General features: G+C 65.0%; 18 protein-coding genes and 1 tRNA gene. 3 read left to right on the top strand and 16 right to left on the bottom strand.

Annotation, left to right across the window (positions count from 1 at the left end):
- Positions 1–75: 75 nt before the first annotated feature.
- The 4 genes from ACZ5R1_RS21095 to rpsU form a co-directional block, all read right to left on the bottom strand.
- A tRNA-Ile gene (locus ACZ5R1_RS21095) sits at positions 76–152 on the bottom strand.
- Between the two features lie 104 nt (positions 153–256).
- Complete coding sequence (gene rpoD, locus ACZ5R1_RS21090; RefSeq protein WP_027597508.1) at positions 257–2,110, bottom strand: RNA polymerase sigma factor RpoD; 1,854 nt, start codon at positions 2,108–2,110, stop codon at positions 257–259.
- 76 nt (positions 2,111–2,186) lie between these two features.
- The gene (dnaG, locus tag ACZ5R1_RS21085; RefSeq protein ID WP_288462568.1) at positions 2,187–4,094 is read right to left on the bottom strand and encodes a DNA primase; all 1,908 of its coding nucleotides are present in this window, start codon (positions 4,092–4,094) and stop codon (positions 2,187–2,189) included.
- A 151-nt stretch (positions 4,095–4,245) separates the two neighbouring features.
- On the bottom strand, positions 4,246–4,461 hold the full coding sequence (gene rpsU, locus ACZ5R1_RS21080) for a 30S ribosomal protein S21 (protein ID WP_007159750.1): 216 nt from the start codon (positions 4,459–4,461) through the stop codon (positions 4,246–4,248).
- A 205-nt stretch (positions 4,462–4,666) separates the two neighbouring features.
- On the opposite strand from rpsU, the gene tsaD reads away from it, so the two are divergent.
- A complete protein-coding gene (tsaD, locus tag ACZ5R1_RS21075; RefSeq protein ID WP_027597510.1) occupies positions 4,667–5,692 on the top strand; it encodes a tRNA (adenosine(37)-N6)-threonylcarbamoyltransferase complex transferase subunit TsaD in 1,026 nt (341 codons plus the stop codon).
- A 45-nt stretch (positions 5,693–5,737) separates the two neighbouring features.
- Here the strand turns inward: tsaD and plsY are convergent, their stop codons facing one another.
- The gene (gene plsY, locus ACZ5R1_RS21070) at positions 5,738–6,307 is read right to left on the bottom strand and encodes a glycerol-3-phosphate 1-O-acyltransferase PlsY (protein ID WP_007159748.1); all 570 of its coding nucleotides are present in this window, start codon (positions 6,305–6,307) and stop codon (positions 5,738–5,740) included.
- A 110-nt stretch (positions 6,308–6,417) separates the two neighbouring features.
- On the opposite strand from plsY, the gene folB reads away from it, so the two are divergent.
- Together folB and folK are read left to right on the top strand one after the other, a co-directional pair.
- Entirely contained in the window at positions 6,418–6,771 is a 354-nt protein-coding gene (gene folB, locus ACZ5R1_RS21065) for a dihydroneopterin aldolase (protein ID WP_007159747.1), read from the top strand.
- Positions 6,768–7,301: a 2-amino-4-hydroxy-6-hydroxymethyldihydropteridine diphosphokinase gene (gene folK / locus ACZ5R1_RS21060; protein ID WP_077171039.1), complete on the top strand. Its 534-nt coding sequence runs from the start codon at positions 6,768–6,770 to the stop codon at positions 7,299–7,301. The genes folB and folK overlap by 4 nt, the downstream gene beginning before the upstream one ends.
- 243 nt (positions 7,302–7,544) lie before the next feature.
- Here folK and ACZ5R1_RS21055 read toward each other — a convergent pair whose 3' ends face one another.
- The 11 genes from ACZ5R1_RS21055 to ACZ5R1_RS21005 all read right to left on the bottom strand — a co-directional run bounded on the left by ACZ5R1_RS21055 (position 7,545) and on the right by ACZ5R1_RS21005 (position 21,491).
- A complete protein-coding gene (locus ACZ5R1_RS21055) occupies positions 7,545–8,672 on the bottom strand; it encodes a multifunctional CCA addition/repair protein (protein WP_464712663.1) in 1,128 nt (375 codons plus the stop codon).
- A 52-nt stretch (positions 8,673–8,724) separates the two neighbouring features.
- On the bottom strand, positions 8,725–10,266 hold the full coding sequence (locus ACZ5R1_RS21050; protein WP_027597513.1) for a SpoVR family protein: 1,542 nt from the start codon (positions 10,264–10,266) through the stop codon (positions 8,725–8,727).
- Positions 10,263–11,534 carry a YeaH/YhbH family protein gene (locus ACZ5R1_RS21045; protein WP_042138328.1) on the bottom strand — a complete coding sequence of 424 codons (1,272 nt, stop codon included), beginning with the start codon at positions 11,532–11,534 and terminating at the stop codon, positions 10,263–10,265. Before ACZ5R1_RS21045 ends, ACZ5R1_RS21050 begins: the two co-directional genes overlap by 4 nt.
- 76 nt (positions 11,535–11,610) lie before the next feature.
- Positions 11,611–13,533 (bottom strand): PrkA family serine protein kinase, encoded by a 1,923-nt coding sequence (locus tag ACZ5R1_RS21040; protein ID WP_007159742.1) that lies wholly within the window; start codon positions 13,531–13,533, stop codon positions 11,611–11,613.
- A gap of 377 nt (positions 13,534–13,910) precedes the next feature.
- The gene (gene glpE / locus ACZ5R1_RS21035; RefSeq protein WP_027597514.1) at positions 13,911–14,237 is read right to left on the bottom strand and encodes a thiosulfate sulfurtransferase GlpE; all 327 of its coding nucleotides are present in this window, start codon (positions 14,235–14,237) and stop codon (positions 13,911–13,913) included.
- Positions 14,234–15,055, bottom strand: coding sequence for a symmetrical bis(5'-nucleosyl)-tetraphosphatase (locus ACZ5R1_RS21030; RefSeq protein WP_042138326.1), 822 nt, complete (start codon positions 15,053–15,055; stop codon positions 14,234–14,236). Before ACZ5R1_RS21030 ends, glpE begins: the two co-directional genes overlap by 4 nt.
- A gap of 8 nt (positions 15,056–15,063) precedes the next feature.
- Positions 15,064–15,450: a Co2+/Mg2+ efflux protein ApaG gene (gene apaG, locus ACZ5R1_RS21025; RefSeq protein WP_042138324.1), complete on the bottom strand. Its 387-nt coding sequence runs from the start codon at positions 15,448–15,450 to the stop codon at positions 15,064–15,066.
- A 34-nt stretch (positions 15,451–15,484) separates the two neighbouring features.
- On the bottom strand, positions 15,485–16,276 hold the full coding sequence (gene rsmA / locus ACZ5R1_RS21020) for a 16S rRNA (adenine(1518)-N(6)/adenine(1519)-N(6))-dimethyltransferase RsmA (RefSeq protein WP_042138321.1): 792 nt from the start codon (positions 16,274–16,276) through the stop codon (positions 15,485–15,487).
- An 88-nt stretch (positions 16,277–16,364) separates the two neighbouring features.
- Positions 16,365–17,360 carry a 4-hydroxythreonine-4-phosphate dehydrogenase PdxA gene (gene pdxA, locus ACZ5R1_RS21015; RefSeq protein ID WP_027597517.1) on the bottom strand — a complete coding sequence of 332 codons (996 nt, stop codon included), beginning with the start codon at positions 17,358–17,360 and terminating at the stop codon, positions 16,365–16,367.
- Positions 17,361–17,410: 50 nt separating this feature from the next.
- Positions 17,411–18,706, bottom strand: a complete 1,296-nt coding sequence (locus ACZ5R1_RS21010; protein WP_027597518.1) for a peptidylprolyl isomerase — start codon at positions 18,704–18,706, stop codon at positions 17,411–17,413.
- Positions 18,687–21,491 (bottom strand): LPS-assembly protein LptD, encoded by a 2,805-nt coding sequence (locus ACZ5R1_RS21005; protein WP_027597519.1) that lies wholly within the window; start codon positions 21,489–21,491, stop codon positions 18,687–18,689. The genes ACZ5R1_RS21010 and ACZ5R1_RS21005 overlap by 20 nt, the downstream gene beginning before the upstream one ends.
- Positions 21,492–21,547 lie beyond the last annotated feature (56 nt).

Raw genomic sequence — 21,547 nt, 5'->3', positions numbered from 1 at the left:
GAGGACTCGGAAAAGGCAGGGCAAAAGCCCAAATCCAGGCACAAAAAAGCCGCGCAACGCGCGGCTCCTGAAAGCTGGTGGGCCCACACGGACTCGAACCGTGGACCAAAGGATTATGAGTCCTCTGCTCTAACCAACTGAGCTATAGGCCCTATAGCGCGGTGGAGTATACCGGGGGTGGCAGGGATCGCCAAACCCTTGTCGGACATAAAAAAACCGGAGCCTGGGCTCCGGTTTTCTGTGCTGCGCTGGCGCCTTACTCGTCGAGGAAGGAGCGCAGGTGTTCGCTGCGGGACGGGTGGCGCAGCTTGCGCAGGGCCTTGGCTTCGATCTGGCGGATACGCTCGCGGGTGACGTCGAACTGCTTGCCCACTTCCTCGAGGGTGTGGTCGGTGTTCATGTCGATGCCGAAACGCATGCGCAGGACCTTGGCTTCACGGGCGGTGAGGCCGGAGAGCACGTCGCGGGTGGCTTCCTTGAGGCTTTCGCTGGTGGCCACTTCGATCGGGGACTGCATGGTGCTGTCCTCGATGAAGTCGCCCAGGTGCGAATCCTCGTCGTCGCCGATGGGCGTCTCCATGGAGATCGGTTCCTTGGCGATCTTGAGCACCTTGCGGATCTTGTCCTCGGGCATCTCCATGCGCTCGCCCAGCTCTTCCGGAGTCGGCTCGCGGCCCATCTCCTGCAGCATCTGGCGGGAGATCCGGTTCAGCTTGTTGATCGTCTCGATCATGTGCACCGGAATCCGGATGGTGCGCGCCTGGTCGGCGATGGAGCGGGTGATGGCCTGGCGAATCCACCAGGTGGCATAGGTGGAGAACTTGTAGCCACGGCGGTATTCGAACTTGTCCACCGCCTTCATCAGACCGATGTTGCCTTCCTGGATCAGGTCGAGGAATTGCAGACCGCGGTTGGTGTACTTCTTGGCGATGGAGATCACCAGACGCAGGTTCGCCTCGACCATTTCCTTCTTGGCGCGGCGGGCCTTGGCCTCGCCGATGGACATGGCGCGGTTGATGTCCTTGATCTGCGAGACCTTCAGCTCGTAGTCACGCTCCAGCTCGGCCAACTGGGCCTGCTTGGCCTGGATGTCGGCCTGGAAGCGCTCGAGACCCTCGGCGTACTTGGGCTTGCCCTTGAGCAGGCCGGCGGTCCACTCGGTGTTGGTCTCGTTGCCGGGGAAGTGGCGCAGGAAGTCGGCACGCGGCATGCGCGCATCGCGCACGGCCAGCTGCATGATGGCGCGCTCGAGGCCACGCACGCGCTCCAGGGACTCGCGCACGCGGGTCACCAGGGCTTCGTACTGCTTGGGCACCAGCTTGATCGGCGAGAACAGCAGCGCCAGGGCGACGAATTCTTCCACGGCGCGATCGTCGTCGCGGCCGTGCTTCTTCAGCACCTTCTGGGTCTTTTCCAGCTGCTCGGCGACCGCGCCGAAACGCAGGCGAGCCTCTTCCGGATCCGGACCGCCGTCGCCTTCTTCCTCGGCGTCGTCGTCGCTCTCTTCTTCGTCGTCCTTCTCGTCGTCCACGGCCTTGGCATCGGCGGCCTTGTTCGGGACGGGCAGCTCATCGCTCTCGTTCGGCAGGCTGCCGTCGTCGGGATCGATGTAGCCGGCGAGGACGTCGGACAGGCGACCGCCTTCGGTGGTGACGCGGGTGTATTCGCTGAGGATGTAGTCGACGGTGCCCGGGAACTGGGCGATGGCGCCCATGACTTCGCGGATGCCTTCCTCGATGCGCTTGGCGATCTCGATCTCGCCTTCGCGGGTCAGCAGTTCCACGGTACCCATTTCACGCATGTACATGCGCACCGGGTCGGTGGTGCGGCCGACATCGCTCTCCACGGCGGCCAGGGCGGCAGCGGCTTCTTCGGCGGCGGCTTCGTCGGTATCCGTCTCGGCCAGCAGCAGGGCATCGGCGTCCGGCGCGGTCTCGAATACGTTGATCCCCATGTCATTGATCATGCGGATGATGTCTTCCACCTGTTCCGGATCTGAAATATCCTCCGGTAGGTGGTCATTGACCTCCGCGTAAGTCAGGTAACCCTGCTCACGACCGCGGGCGATCAATTCTTTCAGACGGGATTGCTGTTGCGCTTTTCCGGACATAGGTACCCTTCCACTGAAGGCTTAGGCGGGCAAAAATAGCTGAACATTATAGCCGGTTAGACGGTTGTCGTGCCAGTTAGGTCACGGACCCCGCCGGACGGCTGAGGAGTTCGCGTAGGCGGTCCTTGTCTTCGGAGCTCAGTTCGCTCTGTCGCGCCTTGCGTAGGAGTTGCTCCAGCAGGCGATCACGCTGGCTGGCGGCTAACCTCGTTATGGTGTCGAAAAACTGTTGTTCAAGGTTGTCCCCAGCAATCAGCCATTCTTTTTCCGCCAGAGCGCGCAGCAGTCGACCCTGTTCGGTGCCGTGCCAGCGGGCGATGAGCGCCAGGGTGCTCTGCCCGGGCTTCTTCTGCAGCGCCTCGACCAGGGCAACCAGCAACTGGGCGTACTGATCGCTTTCCTCGGCCAGGTTGCGGGCGTCCTGCACCGCCTGGGCCAGGGTCGGGTGGTGCAGCAGGCTGCGCAGGGCGGCCAGCACCGGGGTCTCCACCTTGACCGGTGGCTGACGGGGAAGGCGCTCGCCGCCACCCTTGCCGTTGAAATCCTTTTTCCAGCCCTTGCCGTCACGCCCCCCCTTGCCTTCGCGGCGGGGCGTCCACTGCTGCTGCGCCGGGGCTTCCTCGGCCTGGGCATAGGCGTAGTCGCCATAGTCCGGGGGCGGGGCGTCCTGCGGCGGGGCGGACGGCGTCAGCTGGCTCAGGGCATCGTTGCCGAGGCCGGTGAGTTCGCTCAGGCGCTGGCGCATCAGCAGGCGCAGGTTGTTGCCGGGGATCTTCTCGATCAGCGGTGCCGCCAGGGTGGCCAGGTGCGCCTTGCCTTCCAGGGTCGCCGGGTCCGCTTCGATCATCAGTTGCTGGAAGAAATACTCGGCCAGCGGCTGGGCCTGCTGGACGAAGCGCGCCTGGAAGGCGTCCGCCCCCTCGGCGCGCACCAGGGTATCCGGATCCTCGCCCTCGGGCAGGAACAGGAAGCGCACCCGGAAGCCGTCCTTTAGCACCGGCAGGGCCGATTCCAGGGCGCGCCAGGCGGCGCTGCGACCGGCCTGGTCGCCGTCGAAGCAGAACAGGATGCTCGGCACGATGCGGAACAGCCGCTTGATGTGCTCTTCGCTGGTGGCGGTGCCCAGGGTGGCCACGGCATTGCGGATGCCTTGCTGGGCCAGGGCGATGACGTCCATGTAGCCTTCCACGACGAGGATCTCGTCCAGGTCGCGGTTGTGCTTGCGCGCCTCGAACAGGCCGTAGAGTTCCTGGCCCTTGTGGAACACCGGGGTCTCCGGCGAGTTGAGGTACTTGGGCTTGTCGTCGCCCAACACTCGGCCGCCAAAGGCGATGACCCGGCCCCGGCTGTCGCGGATCGGAAAGATCACCCGGTCGCGAAAACGATCGTAACGCTTGCCGCTTTCGGCGTTCTCCACCAGCAGGCCGGCGTCCAGCATGGCCTTCTGCTGCAGGTCGTCGCCGCCCAGGTGCTTGCCCAGGTTGTCCCAGCCCGGCGGGGCGAAGCCCAGGCCGAAATCGCGGGCGATCTCGCCGGTGAGGCCGCGCTTCTTCAGGTAGTCGACCGCCGCCTGGCGCTTGGGGTGGTTGCGCAGCGCCAGGCGATAGTATTCGGCGGCGGCGGCCAATAGCGGGTAGAGCGGGGAATCCGTGGGTTGCCGCGGCTTGCGTCGACCACCGCTCTCTTCGCGCGGCACGTCCACGCCGGCCTTCTTGGCCAGCTCCTCGACCGCCTCGGGGAATTCGAGGTTGTCGTGGTCCATGATGAAGCCCAGGGCGTTGCCGCCGGCGCCGCAGCCGAAGCAGTAGTAGAACTGCTTGTCGGGGCTGACGCTGAAGGAGGGCGTCTTCTCGTTATGGAAGGGGCAGCAGGCCATCCAGTTCTTGCCGGCCTTCTTGAGCTTCACCCGCGCGCCCACCACCTCGACGATGTCGGTGCGATTGAGCAGGTCGTCGATGAAGCCTTGCGGGATAAGTCCGGCCATGGTCAGCGTCTGGATAGAAAGGCGAGGAGCGGAGGATGGAGCGAGGAGGGCAGTCTAGCGCCAGAGTGCGCCAGGGCGAAGCGGGAAGGCCAGAAACAGACAACCCGACCAGAGGTCGGGTTGTTTGATGACGCCAGAGGAGCGCTGTAACTCAGTACAGACGCTCGCGACGGCGCTGCTCGCGCTGTACTTTCTTGGCGTGGCGCTTGACCGCGGCGGCAGCTTTACGCTTGCGCTCGGCGGTGGGCTTTTCGTAGAACTCGCGGCTACGAACTTCGGCCAGTACACCGGCCTTCTCGCAGGAACGCTTGAAACGACGCAGCGCTACGTCGAAGGGTTCGTTTTCTTTGACTTTGACGTTGGGCATCCAGGTCGTACCTTCAAATTTACCGAGGTTTAATCCAACGCTAGCGGCAAAAGGGCACGGGAAGCGTCGGTTTTTAAGGGTTGCGGATAGTAACGCTTCAACTGCCCCGCTGCCAAGCCCCGGCGGACGAAAAGCGCTGGCCGGTGCTGGAAGCGGCGCTTATCATGCGCAGCCTGACATTCTATACCCTCGAAGGCTTATCTCCATGCGTGTTCTGGGACTGGAAACGTCCTGCGATGAAACCGGCGTCGCCCTCTACGACAGCGAGCGCGGCCTGCTGGCCGATGCGCTGTTCAGCCAGATCGATCTGCACCGCGTCTACGGTGGCGTGGTACCGGAGCTCGCCTCGCGCGATCACGTCAAGCGCATGCTGCCGCTGATCCGCGAAGTGCTGGACGCGGCGGGCAGCCGTCCCGCGGACGTGGACGCCATCGCCTACACCGCCGGCCCCGGCCTGGTCGGCGCCCTGCTGGTGGGCGCGGCCTGTGCCCAGGCGCTGGCGCTGGCCTGGGGCGTGCCCGCCCTGGGCGTCCACCACATGGAAGGTCACCTGCTGGCGCCCATGCTCGAAGAGCAGCCGCCGCAATTTCCCTTCGTCGCCCTGCTGGTCTCCGGTGGCCATACCCAGCTGGTGCAGGTCGATGGCATCGGCCGCTACAGCGTGCTGGGCGAGTCCCTGGACGATGCCGCCGGCGAAGCCTTCGACAAGACCGCCAAGCTACTAGGCCTGAGCTATCCCGGTGGACCGGAGATCGCCCGCCTGGCCGAGCGCGGCGTGGCGGGGCGCTTCGTCTTTCCGCGCCCCATGACCGATCGGCCCGGCCTGGAATTCAGCTTCAGCGGCCTCAAGACCTTTACCCTCACCACCTGGCAGCGCTGCCGGGCGGCCGGTGACGACAGCGAGCAGACCCGCTGCGACATCGCCCTGGCCTTCCAGACGGCGGTGGTCGAGACCCTGGCGATCAAGTGCAAGCGCGCGCTGAAGCAGACCGGGCTCAAGTCGCTGGTGATCGCCGGTGGCGTCAGCGCCAACCGCGCGCTGCGCGAGAACCTGGAGCAGATGCTCGGCGAACTGGGTGGTCACGTCTTCTATGCGCGGCCGCGCTTCTGCACCGACAACGGCGCCATGATCGCCTATGCCGGTTGCCAGCGGCTGCTGGCCGGCCAGCAGGAAGGCCCGGCCATCGCCGTCAAGGCGCGCTGGCCCATGGAGCAGCTGGCGGCGCTCTGAGACGGGCGGAGGGCGCCAGCGGGCAATCCCCGGACGGCGCCAGGGTCAAAAATGACGCTCGGTCCCCTGGCGCAGGGCGCGCAGGTTGTGGCGGTGGCGAATCAGGATGAGCAGGGCGAGCAGCAGCATCGGCGCCAGCAGGTCCGGACGTTGCCAGGCGAACAGCGGCAGGATGCCGAGCACCGCGACCAGGGACGCCAGGGAAGCGATCCTCAGGCTGGCGAATACCGCGGCCCAGAGCACCAGCCCTAGCAGCGCCGCTGGCGGATAAAGGCCGAGCAGCAGCCCGGCCGCCGTGGCGACGCCCTTGCCACCGCGGAAATGGAAGTACAGCGGATAGAGATGGCCGACCACGGCGGCCAGCCCGATCCAGGCCTGCTGCAGGGGTGCGAGCCCCAGTTGCTGGGCGATCAGTACGGGGATCAGGCTCTTGCTCAGGTCGCCGGCGAGGGTCAGCAGGGCCAGCTTGCGTCCGGCCAGGCGCAGCATGTTGCTGGCGCCGGGATTGCCGGAGCCGTCGTGACGCGGGTCGCGGGTGCCGAACAGGCGACTGAGCAGCACGGCGAAGGACAGCGAGCCCAGCAGATAGGCCAGCAGGAGCAGCAGCCAGAACATGGTAGGGTTCCGCGCCAGGAGAAGGCTCGATTCTACCGACAGCCCGCCGCCCGACGATAGGCCGGCGGTGACGATCACACAGAGCACGACAAAGGTGCGAGGCAAAGGCAGTGGACAAGGTTTTCATCGAGGGACTCGAGGTCGACACCGTGATAGGGGTGTACGACTGGGAGCGTGACATCCGCCAGTGCCTGCGCATCGATCTCACCATGGGCTGGGACATCCGCGCGGCGGCGGCGAACGACGAACTCGAACATACCCTGAACTACGCGGCAGTGGCCGAGCGCATCACCGCCTTTGCCCACGAGACCGCCTTCGAATTGGTCGAGACCTTCGCCGAGCGCCTGGCCGCCCTGCTGCAGGCGGAATTCAAGCTGCCCTGGCTGCGCCTGCGCATCACCAAGCCTGGCGCGGTACCGACCGCCCGTGGCGTGGGCGTGGAGATCGAGCGGGGGCAGGCGTGACCCGGGTCTATCTGGGGCTGGGCAGCAACATCCAGCGCGAGCAGCACCTGGGCATGGCCCTGGACGAACTCGCCGAGCTGCTGACCGATCTGCACTGCTCGCCAGTGTTCGAAAGCGAGGCAGTAGGCATCCGCAGTGCGCCCTTCTTCAATCTCGTCGTAGCCGGCGACACCGACCTCGATCCCGCCACCTTGAGTCAGAGACTCAAGGCCATCGAAACCCGCAGCGGGCGCTATGCACCGGATCGCCAGGGTCTGCCACTGGACATCGACATCCTGCTGCACGGCGACCTGACCGGCGAGTTCGCCGGCCTGACCCTGCCGCGCGCCGAGATCCTGCGCAACGCCTTCGTGCTCTGGCCACTGGCCCTGCTGGCCGGCGAACGACGGCATCCGGACAACGGTCGGCGCTTTGACGAGCTGTGGCAGGAGATGCGTGGCCAGACCACCCAGGTGCTGCGACCGGTAGCTTTCAGCTGGAAGGGTATGGAACTGACGCCAGACGCGTTGCTGGGCGCCGATCGGGTGTAACGCGGCGGTCGTTGGGCTTCGCTGTGCTCAACCCAACCTACGGGAGCTCTTCCCCCTCTCCCTTTGGGAGAGGGCTGGGGTGAGGGCACGCCTCGCGAAGGCTCCCCAGTGGAAAAGGCTGCGCCGTTTTCCACGCTACGGCTCTAGCACAGGCTTCGCTTCGCTCGGACAACCCCCTCTCCCTCAGGGAGAGGGTTGGGGTGAGGGTCGCTGGGGAAGAGCTGCGCTGTGCTCAGCGCCAACCTACGAAAGCTGCGCCAGGGCCTCGATGCGGGCTTGCTTGAGGGCCTCGCCCAGGGCGGCACCCTTGAAGCCCTGGGCGACCAGCGGCTGGACCGCGACCCCGCGCACTACCTCGGCCGCCTGACGCAGCAGCGCCAGCGGTGGCTCGCCCTCGGCGGGCCTGACCGCTGCGGCACAGGCGCAGGCCTGGAGGAACTCCTCGAAGCGCGCCGGGCGGCGCAGCACGTCGAAGCCCTGCAGCAGCTCGAACCAGGCCTCCGGGGTCAGCTGTCGGGCCTGCAGCGCCGTGGGCCAGTGGCGCGCCAGCAGCAAGGCCAGCTCGGCGGGATCACGTGGCACCTTGAGGCGGGCGTTGAGGGCGGCGTGCTGCTCTGCCGGTACGTCCAGCAGCAGGCAGGCCCAGCGCACGTTCAGCGAGGCCTGGACCTCGGCGCTCTGGCGCAGGATGGCATAGATCCGGGCACCCGGCTCGGGCTGCTCGCCGGCGAAGCCGGCAGCCACCTCCGGCAGCAGCGCGGCCAGGGCGCCGCAGTCGTGCAGCACCCGAATGAAGACATCGGGTCGCTCTTCGAGCAGGGCGCGGGAGATTTCCTTCCACAGTCGCTCGGCGGTCAGGGCATCCAGCTCGCCACTGGCGACCATGTCCTGCATCAGCAGCAGCGTCTCGGGCGCCACCTGAAAACCCAGGCTGCAATAGCGGGCGGCGAAGCGGGCGACCCGTAGCACGCGCAGCGGATCCTCGGCGAAGGCGGGAGAGACGTGGCGCAACAGGCGCGCCTGGAGATCCGCGCGCCCGCCATAGGGATCTATGACCTGGCCGTGGTCGTCTTCGGCCATGGCGTTAACGGTCAGATCGCGGCGGATCAGATCCTGCTCCAGGGTGACATCGGGCGCGGCGTGAAAGGTGAAGCCGCCGTAGCCACGCCCGCTCTTGCGTTCGGTGCGGGCCAGGGCGTATTCCTCGCCGGTCTGGGGATGCAGGAACACCGGGAAGTCGGCGCCCACCGGGCGATAGCCCTGGGCAGCGAGGGCTTCGGCGGTGGCACCCACCACGACCCAGTCGACCTCCGTTACCGGGCGACCGAGCAGGCGATCCCGTACGGCACCGCCCACCTTGTAGATTTGCATAGAAAAAGACCTCCTTGCGGAGGTCTAGGATAGCCCGAAAGATCGGCTCGACTCAGATCGGCGAAGCCAGATCCAGACGCCGGTCGTGATCGCGGCTCTCGTGGCGGGGTGGAACCTGGAAGCTCTGGGCCACGTCGTCGCCCCTCATGCTTTCCAGGCGGATATCGAAACCCCAGAGTCGGTGCAGGTGCTTGAGCACCTCGTCGGTGGAGTTGCCCAGCGGCTTGCGGTCATGCTGGAAGTGGCGAAGGGTGAGCGAACGATCGCCACGCCGGTCCACGTTCCAGATCTGCACATTGGGCTCGCGATTGCCCAGGTTGTACTGAGCGGCGAGTTGCTCGCGGATCAGCCGATAACCGCCGTCGTCGTGGATGGCCGCCACCTCCAGTTCGTCGCGCTGGTCGTCATCGAGGATGCTGAACAGCTTGAGGTCGCGGATCACCTTGGGCGAGAGATACTGCAGGATGAAGCTCTCGTCCTTGAAGCTCTTCATGGCGAAGGTGACGGTGGCCAGCCAGTCGCTGCCGGCGATCTCAGGGAACCAGCGGCGGTCTTCGTCCGTGGGGTCCTCGCAGATGCGGCGGATGTCGCGGAACATGGCGAAGCCCAGGGTGTAGGGGTTGATACCGCTGTAATAGGGGCTGTCGAAGCCCGGCTGGTAGATCACCCCGGCGTGGGATTGCAGGAATTCGAACATGAAGCCTTCGGTGACCAGGCCCTCGTCGTAGAGATCGTTGAGCAGGGTGTAGTGCCAGAAGGTGGCCCAGCCCTCGTTCATCACCTGGGTCTGGCGCTGGGGATAGAAGTACTGGGCGATCTTGCGCACGATGCGGATCACTTCGCGCTGCCAGGGCTCCAGCAGCGGCGCGTGCTTTTCCACGAAATAGAGGATGTTTTCCTGAGGTTCACTGGGGAAGCGCGCCCCTTCGTCGTGGGCTTCCTTGCCGGCCATCTTGGGAATGGTCCGCCAGAGGTCGTTGACCTGGCGCTGCAGCTGCTCTTCGCGCTCCTTCTGCCGCTGGCGTTCCTCGGCGGCGGAAATGGGATAGGGCCGCTTGTAGCGGTCCACCCCGTAGTTCATCAGCGCATGGCAGGAATCCAGCAGTTCTTCCACGGCATCGATGCCATGGCGTTCCTCGCACTGGGTGATGTACTGCTTGGCGAACACCAGGTAGTCGATGATGGAGCTGGCATCGGTCCAGGTGCGGAACAGGTAGTTGCCCTTGAAGAAACTGTTGTGGCCATAGCATGCATGGGCGATCACCAGCGCCTGCATGGTCATGGTGTTCTCTTCCATGAGGTAGGCGATGCAGGGATCGGAGTTGATCACGATCTCGTAGGCCAGCCCCATCTGGCCGCGGCTGTAGTGCTTCTCGGTATGGAGGAAGTGCTTGCCATAGGACCAGTGGTTGTAGCCGATGGGCATGCCGACGGAAGCGTAGGCGTCCATCATCTGCTCGGCGGTGATCACCTCGATCTGGTTGGGATAGGTGTCCAGCGCATAGCGCTTGGCGATCCGGGCGATCTCCCGGTCATAGGTCTGGATCAGCTCGAAGGTCCATTCCGAGCCGGTGGAGATGGGCTCACGTTTCATGACACGAGTCTCCGCTGGAACAGTTCGCGGAACACGGGATAGATATCCCCCGCCGAGACGATCTGCTGCTGCGAGAAGGAATCCGGGAAGCTGCCCCGGACGTTCTCGTATTCGTACCACAGCGCCTGGTGCTCGCGCGGGGTGATTTCCACATAGGTGTAGTACTGCATGAACGGCAGGATCTGCTTGGTCAGGATCTCCCGGCAGATGGGCGAGTCGTCGTTCCAGTTGTCGCCGTCGGAAGCCTGGGCGGCATAGAGATTCCATTCGTTGACCGGATAGCGCGCGGCCATGACTTCCTGCATCAGCTTGAGGGCGCTGGAGACGATGGTGCCGCCGGTTTCGCGGGAGTAGAAGAACTCTTCCTCGTCCACTTCCTTGGCGCTGGTGTGGTGGCGGATGAACACCACCTCGATGCGCTCGTAGTTTCTCTTGAGAAAGAGGTAGAGCAGGATGTAGAAGCGCTTGGCGATGTCCTTGGTCGCCTGGGTCATGGAGCCGGAGACGTCCATCAGGCAGAACATCACCGCCTTGGAGCTGGGGCTGGGCTGCTTGGAGAGCAGGTTGTACTTGAGGTCGAAGGTGTCGAGGAAGGGCACCTTGTCGATACGTGCGCGCAACCGCTCGATCTCGGCCTCCAGCGCCTGGATGTCACCGAGGTTGTCGGGCTCTTCCACCCGCAGCCGCGCCAGTTCGGCCTTGGCTTCGCGCAGCTTGTTGCGGCTGCCGCCGGAGAGGGCGATGCGCCGGGCATGGGAGGCACGCAGGGTGCGGATGATGTTGATGCGGGCGGGGTTGCCCTCGTTGCTGATGCCGGCGCGGACCGTCTTGAAGGTGTCGGTGCCGGTCAGCTGCTTCTTGACCAGGTTGGGCAGCTCCAGATCCTCGAACATGAAGTCGAGGAATTCGTCCTGGGTGATCTGGAAGGCGAATTCGTCCATGCCTTCGCCGCTGTTGCTGGCCTTGCCCTGGCCCTGACCACCGCCGCCGCCCTGGGGGCGCGGGATGCGTTCGCCGCTGATGAATTCCTTGTTGCCCGGGTGGACGATGGTCTGGCGTCCGCCCTTGCCCTGGTACAGCGCGGGTTCGTCGATGTCGCGGGCAGGAATGCTGATCTGCTCGCCGTGCTCCATGTCGGTGATGGAGCGCCGACTCACGGCTTCCTCGACCGCCTTCTTGATGTGCTCACGATAACGCCGCAGGAAACGCGTGCGGTTCACCGTGCTCTTGTTCTTGCCGTTTAGACGCCGGTCGATGACATAACTCATACAGGCCCTCCGGGCTATTGCAGGACGCCACGACGACGCGGCAGGCGCGTCGTCGCGGGTTCAGCCTCAGGCTGCCTTACTGCGACTTGCGCACCCGTGAATACCACTCGGACAGCAGTCGCACCTGCTTCTCGGTGTACCCGCGCTGGACCATGCGGGTCACGAAGTCGCTGTGCTTCTGCTGGTCTTCCTTGCTGGCCTTGGCATTGAAGCTGATGACCGGCAGCAACTCCTCGGTGTTGGAGAACATCTTCTTCTCGATCACCGCACGCAGCTTCTCGTAGGACAGCCAGCTCGGATTCTTGCCGTTATTGTTGGCACGGGCGCGCAACACGAAGTTGACGATCTCGTTGCGGAAATCCTTCGGATTGCTGATGCCGGCCGGTTTCTCGATCTTTTCCAGTTCCTCGTTGAGGGAGGCGCGATTGAGGATCTCGCCGGTTTCCGGATCGCGGTATTCCTGGTCCTGGATCCAGAAGTCGGCATAGAGCACATAGCGGTCGAAGATGTTCTGGCCGTATTCGCTGTAGGACTCGAGGTAGGCGGTCTGGATCTCCTTGCCGATGAATTCCACGTAGCGCGGCGCCAGGTATTCCTTGATGAATCTCATGTAGCGCTCGCGGGTCTCGGCCGGGAATTGCTCGGCTTCGATCTGCTGCTCCAGCACATAGAGCAGGTGCACCGGGTTGGCCGCGATCTCGTTGGCGTCGAAGTTGAACACCCGCGAGAGGATCTTGAAGGCGAAGCGGGTCGAGAGGCCGTTCATGCCCTCGTCGACGCCGGCGCTGTCGCGGTATTCCTGGATCGACTTGGCCTTGGGATCGGTGTCCTTGAGATTCTCGCCGTCATAGACGCGCATCTTCGAATAGATGTTGGAGTTTTCCGGTTCCTTGAGGCGCGAGAGCACCGAGAACTGGGCCAGCATCTTCAGGGTATCCGGCGCGCAATGGGCGCTGGCCAGGGAGCTGTTGACCAAGAGCTTGTCGTAGATGTGGATCTCGTCGGAGACGCGCAGGCAGTAGGGCACCTTGACGATGTAGATCCGGTCGATGAAGGCCTCGTTGTTCTTGTTGTTGCGGAAGGTGTGCCACTCGGATTCGTTGGAGTGGGCCAGGATGATGCCGCTGTAGGGCAGGGCGCCGAGGCCTTCGGTGCTGTTGTAGTTGCCTTCCTGGGTCGCGGTCAGCAAAGGGTGCAGGACCTTGATCGGGGCCTTGAACATCTCCACGAATTCCATCAGGCCCTGGTTAGCCCGGCACAGGGCGCCGGAATAGCTGTAGGCGTCCGCATCGTTCTGCGGGTATTCCTCCAGCTTGCGGATGTCCACCTTGCCTACCAGCGCGGAGATGTCCTGGTTGTTCTCGTCGCCCGGTTCGGTCTTGGCGATGGCGATCTGGTTGAGGATGGAGGGGTAGAGCTTGACCACCCGGAACTTGCTGATGTCGCCGCCGAATTCCTGCAGGCGCTTGGCCGCCCAGGGCGACATGATGCTGCGCAGGTAATGACGGGGGATGCCGTAGTCCTCTTCGAGGATCTGGCCGTCTTCGTCGGGATTGAACAGCCCGAGGGGCGATTCGAATACCGGCGAGCCCTTGATGGCGTAGAAGGGTATCTTCTCGATCAGGTGCTTGAGTTTCTCCGCGAGGGACGACTTGCCGCCGCCCACCGGGCCGAGCAGATAGAGGATCTGCTTCTTCTCTTCCAATCCCTGCGCCGCATGGCGGAAGTAGGACACGATCTGCTCGATGCAGTCTTCCATGCCATGGAAGTCGGCAAAGGCCGGATAGCGGCGGATGACCTTGTTGGAAAAGATGCGCGACAGGCGTGAATCACTGGTGGTGTCCACCAGTTCGGGTTCGCCGATGGCCATGAGCATGCGCTCGGCGGCACTGGCAAAGGCGGTACGATCCTTCTTGCAGATCTCAAGGTATTCCTGAAGGGAATACTCTTCCTGGCGAGTCGCTTCAAAACGCCCCTGGAAGTGACTGAAAATGCTCATGACGTCTCCTCGCTGGATACCCTGGACCAGCTTGGAATCGATGCCTGGAGCCTTGCCTTGCTGCCGGTGGGGAGCGGTCATGCCGGGCGACGAAAGATAACGTCTCTAATACCTTCGCGGTCGTCTTGCCTAATCGATCCTTACACGCCTGCAGAATAGGGTTGGGTTTCGAGAGACGCACGAAGGAGACCGATGGAAACGGTCCCCCTGGAATTCCCCCGAATCTCCAGTGGTTACACCGATGGTCCAAAGCCGGTTATCGAGCCCGCCGTTTCCGGAGGGCCTGATTCCAGAATAGTCCTATCTGCGAGATGTGGAAGAGCCAATTCGGTTTATTCTTGTAACGACAGCGTCAATCGGCTGTGCTAGAGGCCCGCTCAGGCCTGGCCGCTGGCGGTCTCGTCGGGATAGCGGGTGCGCCAGTTTTCGAAGCCGCCGTCGACGCTGTAGACCTGGCTGAAGCCCTGGCCGGCCAGGAAGGCGGCCGCACTCTGGCTGGAGTGACCGTGGTAGCAGAACACCAGCAGCGGCGCGTCCAGATCGGCGGCGGCGATGAAGTCGTGGATGTTCTGGTTGTCGAGCCGCTGCGCCCCGGCGACGTGCAGGGAGGCGTAGCTGTGCGGATCGCGGATGTCGACGATCTGGGCGCCCTGGCTGCGCAGCTCCAGGGCCCGCTCGGGGGAGATACAGGTGAATTCGCTCATTTCTTCTCCTTGCAACTACAGAGATGACGGCGGTTGCCGTCGACGTCGAGCAGGGTCATGTCGCCGCCCCAGACGCAGCCGCTGTCGAGGGCCTCGACATTGGGCGCCGCGCAGCGACCCTTGAGCGCGGCCCAGTGGCCGAACAGGATGCGCACGTTGCGGGTCAGCCGGTGCTCATGGCTGAACCAGGGGGCGAAGCCGGCCGGTGCGCTGTCCAGGCCTTCCTTGCTCTTGAATTCCAGACGACCTTCGGCGCTGCAGAATCTCATGCGCGTCAGGTAGTTGGTGATCAGGCGCAGGCGTTCCTGGCCTTGGAGATCATCTTGCCAGAGCGCCGGCTCGTTGCCATACATCTGCTCGAGAAAGGGCACATGGGCCTGGTCATCGCGCAGCACGGCTTCGACTTCGCCGGCCAGACTCAGCGCCTGACCCAGCGTCCACTGCGGTGGCAGCCCAGCGTGGACCAGCACATAATTGCGCTCCGCATCGTGCTGGATCAGCGGCAGATGGCGCAGCCAAAGCAGCAATTCGTCGCGATCGGGGGCGGCGAGGATGTCGCTCAGGGTGTCCTGTTTCTTCAGCCGGGCGCCGCCCAGGGCCACCGCCAGCAGGTGCAGGTCGTGGTTGCCCAGGACGCTGACCAGCGAATCGCGCATCGCGTACAGGTATCTCAGGGTTTCCAGGGACTGAGGTCCGCGGTTGACCAGATCCCCTACCAGCCAGAGGCGGTCCTGCGCGGGATCGAAGCGGACCTCGTCGAGGAGGCATTTGAGCGGGTCGAGGCAACCTTGCAGATCGCCAACGGCGTACAGCGTCATCGGGACTCCTAGTGCAGCGAGCCGGGTACGGCCAGGCGGAAGGTGGGGATGGCGGCTTCGAAGAGATGGCCATCGCTGGCGACCATCTGGTAGCTGCCCCTCATGCTGCCGACCTGGGTCGGCATCAGGGTGCCGCTGGAGTAGCTGTGGGTTGCGCCTGGGGCGATCAGCGGCTGCTCGCCCACCACGCCCGGCCCGCGCACTTCCTGCGCCTCGCCGTTGCCATCGGTGATGATCCAATGACGGCTGAGCAGCTGCGCCGGCAACTGGCCGTCGTTGCGGATGCTCACGTCGTAGGCGAAGGCGTAGCGCTCCTGGCTGGCACTGGATTGCTCGGGCAGGTAGCGGGTGGTGACCTGCACGGTGATGAGATAGCGCGGATCGGGCTCGGTCACGGGAGAATTCTCTGCGGAGGCGGGTGGAAAGGCTTCAGCTGGACGCCAGCTGGTTGGCCAGGCGCACATAGGCGGCCAGGTCCAGCTGCTCGGGGCGCAGCCCCGGATCGACGTCGGCGGCCTCGATGGCGGCGCTGTCCAGGGTACCCTTGAGGGTGTTCCTGAGGGTCTTGCGGCGCTGGCCGAAGGCCTCGCGGACGACGCGCTCCAGCATGACCGGATCGCGGGCCACATGGGGCCGCTCGGTATGGGGCACCAGGCGCACGATGGCCGAATCCACCTTGGGCGGCGGATTGAAGGCGCCCGGGCCGACATTGAACAGGTGCTCCACGCGGCAGTGGTATTGCACCATGATCGACAACCGACCCCAGTCGCCATTGCCCGGCACCGCGGCCAGGCGTTCCACCACTTCCTTCTGCAGCATGAAGTGCATGTCGGCGATGATGTCGGCGAAGCTGAGCAGGTGGAAGATCAGCGGCGTGGAGATGTTGTAGGGCAGATTGCCCACCACCCGCAGTCGATCGCCGGCGGCGATGCTGGAGAGGTCGTATTTCATGGCGTCACCCTGGTGCAGGGTGAACAGCGGATTGAGGCCGAACTTGAGTCGGAGCAGGGGAATCAGGTCCTGATCCAGCTCGATGACGTCGAGCCGGGCACCGCTGCCGAGCAGGCCCTCGGTCAGGGCGCCCTGGCCCGGACCGATTTCCAGCAGGCGCTCGCCGGGTCGCCCGTGGATGGCGCGCAGGATGCGATGGATCACCCCGGCGTCGTGCAGGAAATTCTGGCCGAACCTCTTGCGGGCGCGGTGTTGGTAGAGCTCGGTCATCAGGTGCTCCGGCGCAGGCAGCGGGCCTGCGATTTCAAGACGGCAAAGACCCACCAGTTTAGCAGACCCTTGGCCGTCACCGGAGCGCTCAGGTCACCGAACGGCGATGGGCCGCCATGCTGTAGGCGGTCTCCAGGGCCACCTTCAGACTGCCGGTGTCGATGCGTCCGCTGCCGGCCAGATCGAGGGCGGTGCCATGGTCGACCGAGGTGCGGATGATCGGCAGGCCCAGGGTCACGTTGACCGCCGCGCCGAAACCCTTGTGCTTGAGCACCGGCAGGCCCTGGTCGTGGTACATGGCCAGGACGGCATCGCAGTGCTCGAGGTGCTTGGGGGTGAAGAGGGTGTCGGCGGGCAGCGGTCCGACGAGATCAAGGCCTTCGGCGCGCAGGCTGTCCAGCGCCGGCTCGATGATCTCGATCTCTTCCCGGCCCAGATGACCGCCCTCGCCGGCATGGGGATTGAGACCGCAGACCAGGATGCGCGGCCGGGCCACGCCGAAATAGCGCTGCAGATCGCCATGCAGGATGCGGGTCACGTCCAGCAGCGTCTGGTGGTCGATGGCATCGGCCACTTCGCGCAGCGGCAGGTGGGTGGTGACCAGGGCCACTCTCAGGCCGGCGGTCGCCAGCAGCATCACCACCTGCGGGGTGTGGGTCAGTTCGGCGAGGAATTCGGTATGGCCGGAAAAGGCCACGCCCCCGTCGTTGATCACGCCCTTGTGCACGGGCGCGGTGATCATGCCGGCGAAGGTGCCGTCGAGGCAGCCCTGGCCGGCGCGCGTCAGGGTGTCCAGGACATAGGCGGCGTTGGCGGTGTCGAGCTGGCCGGTCACCACCGGCGCACCCAGCGGGGTGTCCCAGACATAGAGGGCACCGGCGGGTGCCGGGCGGTCGGGCCAGGCCGCGGGGGCGACCTTGATGAGCTCGATGGCGAGTCCCAGTTCGAGCGCGCGGGCGGCCAGGAGGTCGCGGCTGGCGATGGCGATCAGGGCGTGGGGCTGGGCCACGCGGGCCAGCAGCAGACAAAGGTCGGGACCGATACCGGCGGGCTCACCGGGGGTCAGGGCGAAGCGCAGGGCCATGGCGGGCTCCGGAAACAAGAAGGCCGCAGGGGGTGCCTGCGGCCTCGGGGTTACTGCTTGATCTCGACGTAGGCTTCGTCGCGGATCTGCCGCAACCAGGTCTGCAGCTCCTGGTCGTACTTGCGGCTACGCAGGAGATTCAACGCCTGCTGCTCGCGGGCCTGCTGGGTATTGTCGGTGGCCCGACGACCCAGGACTTCCAGGATGTGCCAGCCGAAGGCGGTGCGGAACGGCTGCGACAGCTGGTTGACCGGCGAGTTGTTCATGACCTCGCGGAATTCCGGGACCAGGGATTCCGGATTGATCCAGCCCAGGTCGCCGCCATTGAGCGCCGAGCCCGGATCTTCCGAGAAGCTCTTGGCCAGGGTGGCGAAGCTCTCGCCGTTCTGGATGCGCTCGCGCAGGCGCGCGGCCAGACGCTGGGTCTCGGCATCGCTGCGCACGGCATTGGGCTTGAGCAGGATGTGCCGGACGTGCACCTCGTCGACGATGCTGGCCTCGCCTCCGCGCTTCTCTTCCACCTTGAGGATCACGAAGCCGCCAGGTACGCGCACGGGCTGGGTGATGCCACCGACGCCGACACTGCCGATCAGGCGGTCGAAGGGCGGGGGCAGTTGGGCAGCCTTGCGCCAGCCGATCTCGCCGCCGTCGAGGGCGTTGTCCCCGGCCGAGCGGGCGATGGCCAGCTGGTTGAAGTCGGCGCCCTGACGCAGCTGGTTGTAGGTGTCCTGGGCCTGGCGCGCGGCGGCGTCGAGACCGGCATTGCCGGCGTTGTCGGCCACCGGGATCAGGATGTTGGCCAGCCGGTATTCTTCGGACAGCTGCAGCTTGCCCAGGTCCGAGGCGAGGAAGTTCTGCACCTCCTGCTGGGTGACCTGCACGCGCTGACCGACCTGGCGCTGGCGCACCCGGCTGATCATCATCTCGCGACGGACCTGCTCGCGCGCGGCATCGTAGGAGAGACCGTCGCGGGCCAGGGCCTGACGGAATTCGGCCACGCTCAGGCCATTGCGCTGGGCGATGGTGGCGACGGCCTGATTGAGTTCCTCGTCGGAGATCTTCACGCCCATGCGGCCGGCCAGCTGCATCTGGATGTCTTCCAGGATCAGCCGCTCGAGCACCTGCTGGCGCAATTCGCTTTCCGGCGGCGCCGCGGCGCCGCGGCGGGTGATGTTCTGCTTGACCTCGTTGAGTCGCTGATCGAGCTGGCTCTGCATGACCACGTCGTTGTCGACGATGGCCACGACCTTGTCCAGCGGTACCACGGCAGCCTGAGCCAGGGGGGTGAGGGCGAGCGCCGCGCCCAGGGCGAGCGGGCGCAGGGCGTTACATAGCTTGGTCTTCACGTTCACGATAGCCTTGAATGCCTCTGTCCAGGAAGCCTTCGGTCTTGCCGCCGAAGACGTTGCCGAGTCCCTTGAGCACGATCTGCAGGAAGATCCCGCGATCGGCTTCGGAGCTCTGGGCGGTGTAGAAGACGTCGTCTTCGCTCTTGAGCCAGTAGCGGCTGATCAGGCGCAGCTTCCAGCAGCAGTTGTCGTACTCGAAGCCACCGAAGGCTTCCAGGGTACGGCTCTTGTTGTAGTCGAACTGCCAGCGGGCGATGGCGGACCACTGGGGCACGATCGGCCAGATGAAGGAGATGTCGTGCTGGTCGACCTTGTAGTCGTCGCTGTTGTAGGTGAAGCGGCCGAAGTTCGGATCGAACACCCGGACGTTGTCACGATAGCGATAGCCGACGTTGAGGATCTTGCCCGGCTCGGCTTCCGGCTGGTAGTGGAACATGACGCTGCCGGAGTCGGTCTGGTGCAGGGTCGGATCCCAGTTGAACTCGCCGTTCACGCGCCAGTCGCGGTTGAAGCGATACATGCCAGCCAGGGCATAGGGCGAACGCGAGGTGGTGGCCTGGGGATTGTCGATGTTCTGACCCAGGCTGCGGGCATAGGCCAGGTCGTCCTTGGTCAGGCCGGGCAGCTGGACATCGCGGTCACGGAAGTAGAACAGCTGGCCGAAGCTGACGTTGGCGCGCTCGAAGCCGTTGGGCTCGATGAAGCGGCTGGTGGCACCCAGGGCCAGCTGGTTGGCGTCGCCGATGCGGTCGCGACCGGTGAAGCGGTTGTCGCGCCACAGCGAGCTGTAGCTGAAGGTGTATTCGCCGGTATCGAACACTGGCAGATCGTCTTGGTCGCGATAGGGTACATAGAGGTACTTGGCGCGGGGTTCCAGGGTCTGCTTGCCGCCTTCGCCGAACAGATTCGAGGTGCGGTCGAAGTAGAGGCCGCTGTCGAGACTGAAGATCGGCACCGAACGGGTCGGGCTGTCGTTGAAGCTGGTCACGCTGGAACCGGCCGAGGCGCGACGACCACCGCCGACCAGCGGCGAATTCAGGTCGTTCTGACCGGTGCTGTCCAGGTCGAGGTCGTAGCGCGTGTAGGCATAGCGCACCGACGGCGTCAGGAAGCCCCAGGACGCGGTCATCGGGCGGGCGATGCCCGGCTCGACATGGTAGCGATTGCCTTCGGCGCGGGTCAGGCCGAAGAGATTGACGTCCGGGCGGTTGCGCACGTTGGTGCGATTGCCGTTGTCGTCCAGGTCGAAGTAGGTGTTGTCGTCGAAGCTGCGGGTGAAGCGCACCGCCTCGGTGTCGTAGGTGAAGTCCAGGCCGCCCGGGTTGTAGGGCAGGGCGCCGGTCAGGGTCAGCTGCGGCAGGCGGTTGTAGGGCGTCACGTCGGAGACCGTGGCCAGCTGGTAGGCCTGGGCGTTGAGGCCGGCGACAAAGGTGTCGCCACGGTAGGTCAGGCGGCCCTGCTGGTTGACGTAGGTCGGCTTGTTGATGCCGAGGTCGGTGTCCAGGTCCTGGAAGTAGTAGGGATCGCTGATGCGGGTGTAGTCGACCTCGGCCATCAGGCGCGAATCCAGGCCGCTGCGGTTCTTCCAGCCGTACAGCCAGCGGTTGTCGGTGGCTTCCGGTTCGCCCTCGTGCTCCGGATCGGTGTCCTTGAGGTAGGAACCGTAGACCTCGCCTTCGCTGCTGCGGGTCAGGTAGCGGAAGTCACCCTCGGTCTGCAGGCCATGCTTGGCCATGTAGCGCGGATAGAGGGTGGCGTCATAGTTGGGCGCCAGGTTGAAGTAGTAGGGCGTGGTGATCGCGAAGCCGGTGTCGCTGGAGGTGCTGATCGAGGGCGCCAGGAAACCGGACTGCCGACGGTCGTCGATCGGGAAGTAGATGAAGGGCGTATAGAGGACCGGAATGTCCTTGACCCGCAGCGTCGCGTTGGTCGCATAACCCAGGCCGGTGGCCGGGTTCAGGGTCACGGTGTTGCCCTTGACCTGCCAGGCGTTGCTGCCCGGTTCGCAGGTGGTGTAGGTGCCATCCTTGAGGCGGATGATGGCGTCGTCGCCACGCTTGGCATAGAGCGCGCTGCCGCGGGCGCGGCTCTGGTGCATGACGAATTCGGCGTTGTCGACCTGGACCTGGCCGTTGTCCAGCTGCAGATCGGCCTTGTCGCCGACCATCAGCAGGCCATTGTCGCGGAATTTGACGTTGCCCTTGAGCTCGCCGCGATTCTCCAGCTGGTGCAGGTTGGCTTCCTGGGATTCCACCTGCATGCCGCCCTGCCGCAGTACCACGTCGCCGGCCAGGGTGGCGACCTGCTGCTCCTGCTCGTAGCGCGAGGCCTTGGCCGAGACGTAGGTCGGGGCCTTGGACGTCGGGGTGTCGTCGTACATGCCCGGGCGCTGCGGCTCGACATAGGCGCCACTGCAGTAGGGGCCGGTCTCGGCCAGCTGGGCCGGGGTCAGCTGATCGCGCGGGACCCAGTCCAGGTGGCTGTAGTCGGCGCTGCGGGACTTGAGGGCACGACCCTTGCTCTCGGTCACCAGCACGGCATCGTCGCCCTTGCGTGCGGCCGGCTCGGCGGCGACGCCCTGGGTCTCGCCCTTGCTGGGACGGGGCGGGATGGCCGCGGTCGGTGCCTGGGTGTTGCACGACCAGCCACCACCGGCGCCGGCACTGCAGCTGAACTGCTCGGCGGGTGCGGCGATAAGGGCGGTGACGGGCTGCATGGCGAGCAGGCTGCCGGTTACCAAGAGGGGGAATTTTCTGCGAAACGCGGGGGTTTTCACGGCCATCCTTAAAGTCGTCCTGCACGCCGGCCATTAAGGGGCCGCGGCCTCTCGATGGGCTC

This window comes from Pseudomonas sp. Pso3 (genome assembly GCF_055393275.1).
This window is presented reverse-complemented; position numbering and strand designations above follow the sequence as displayed.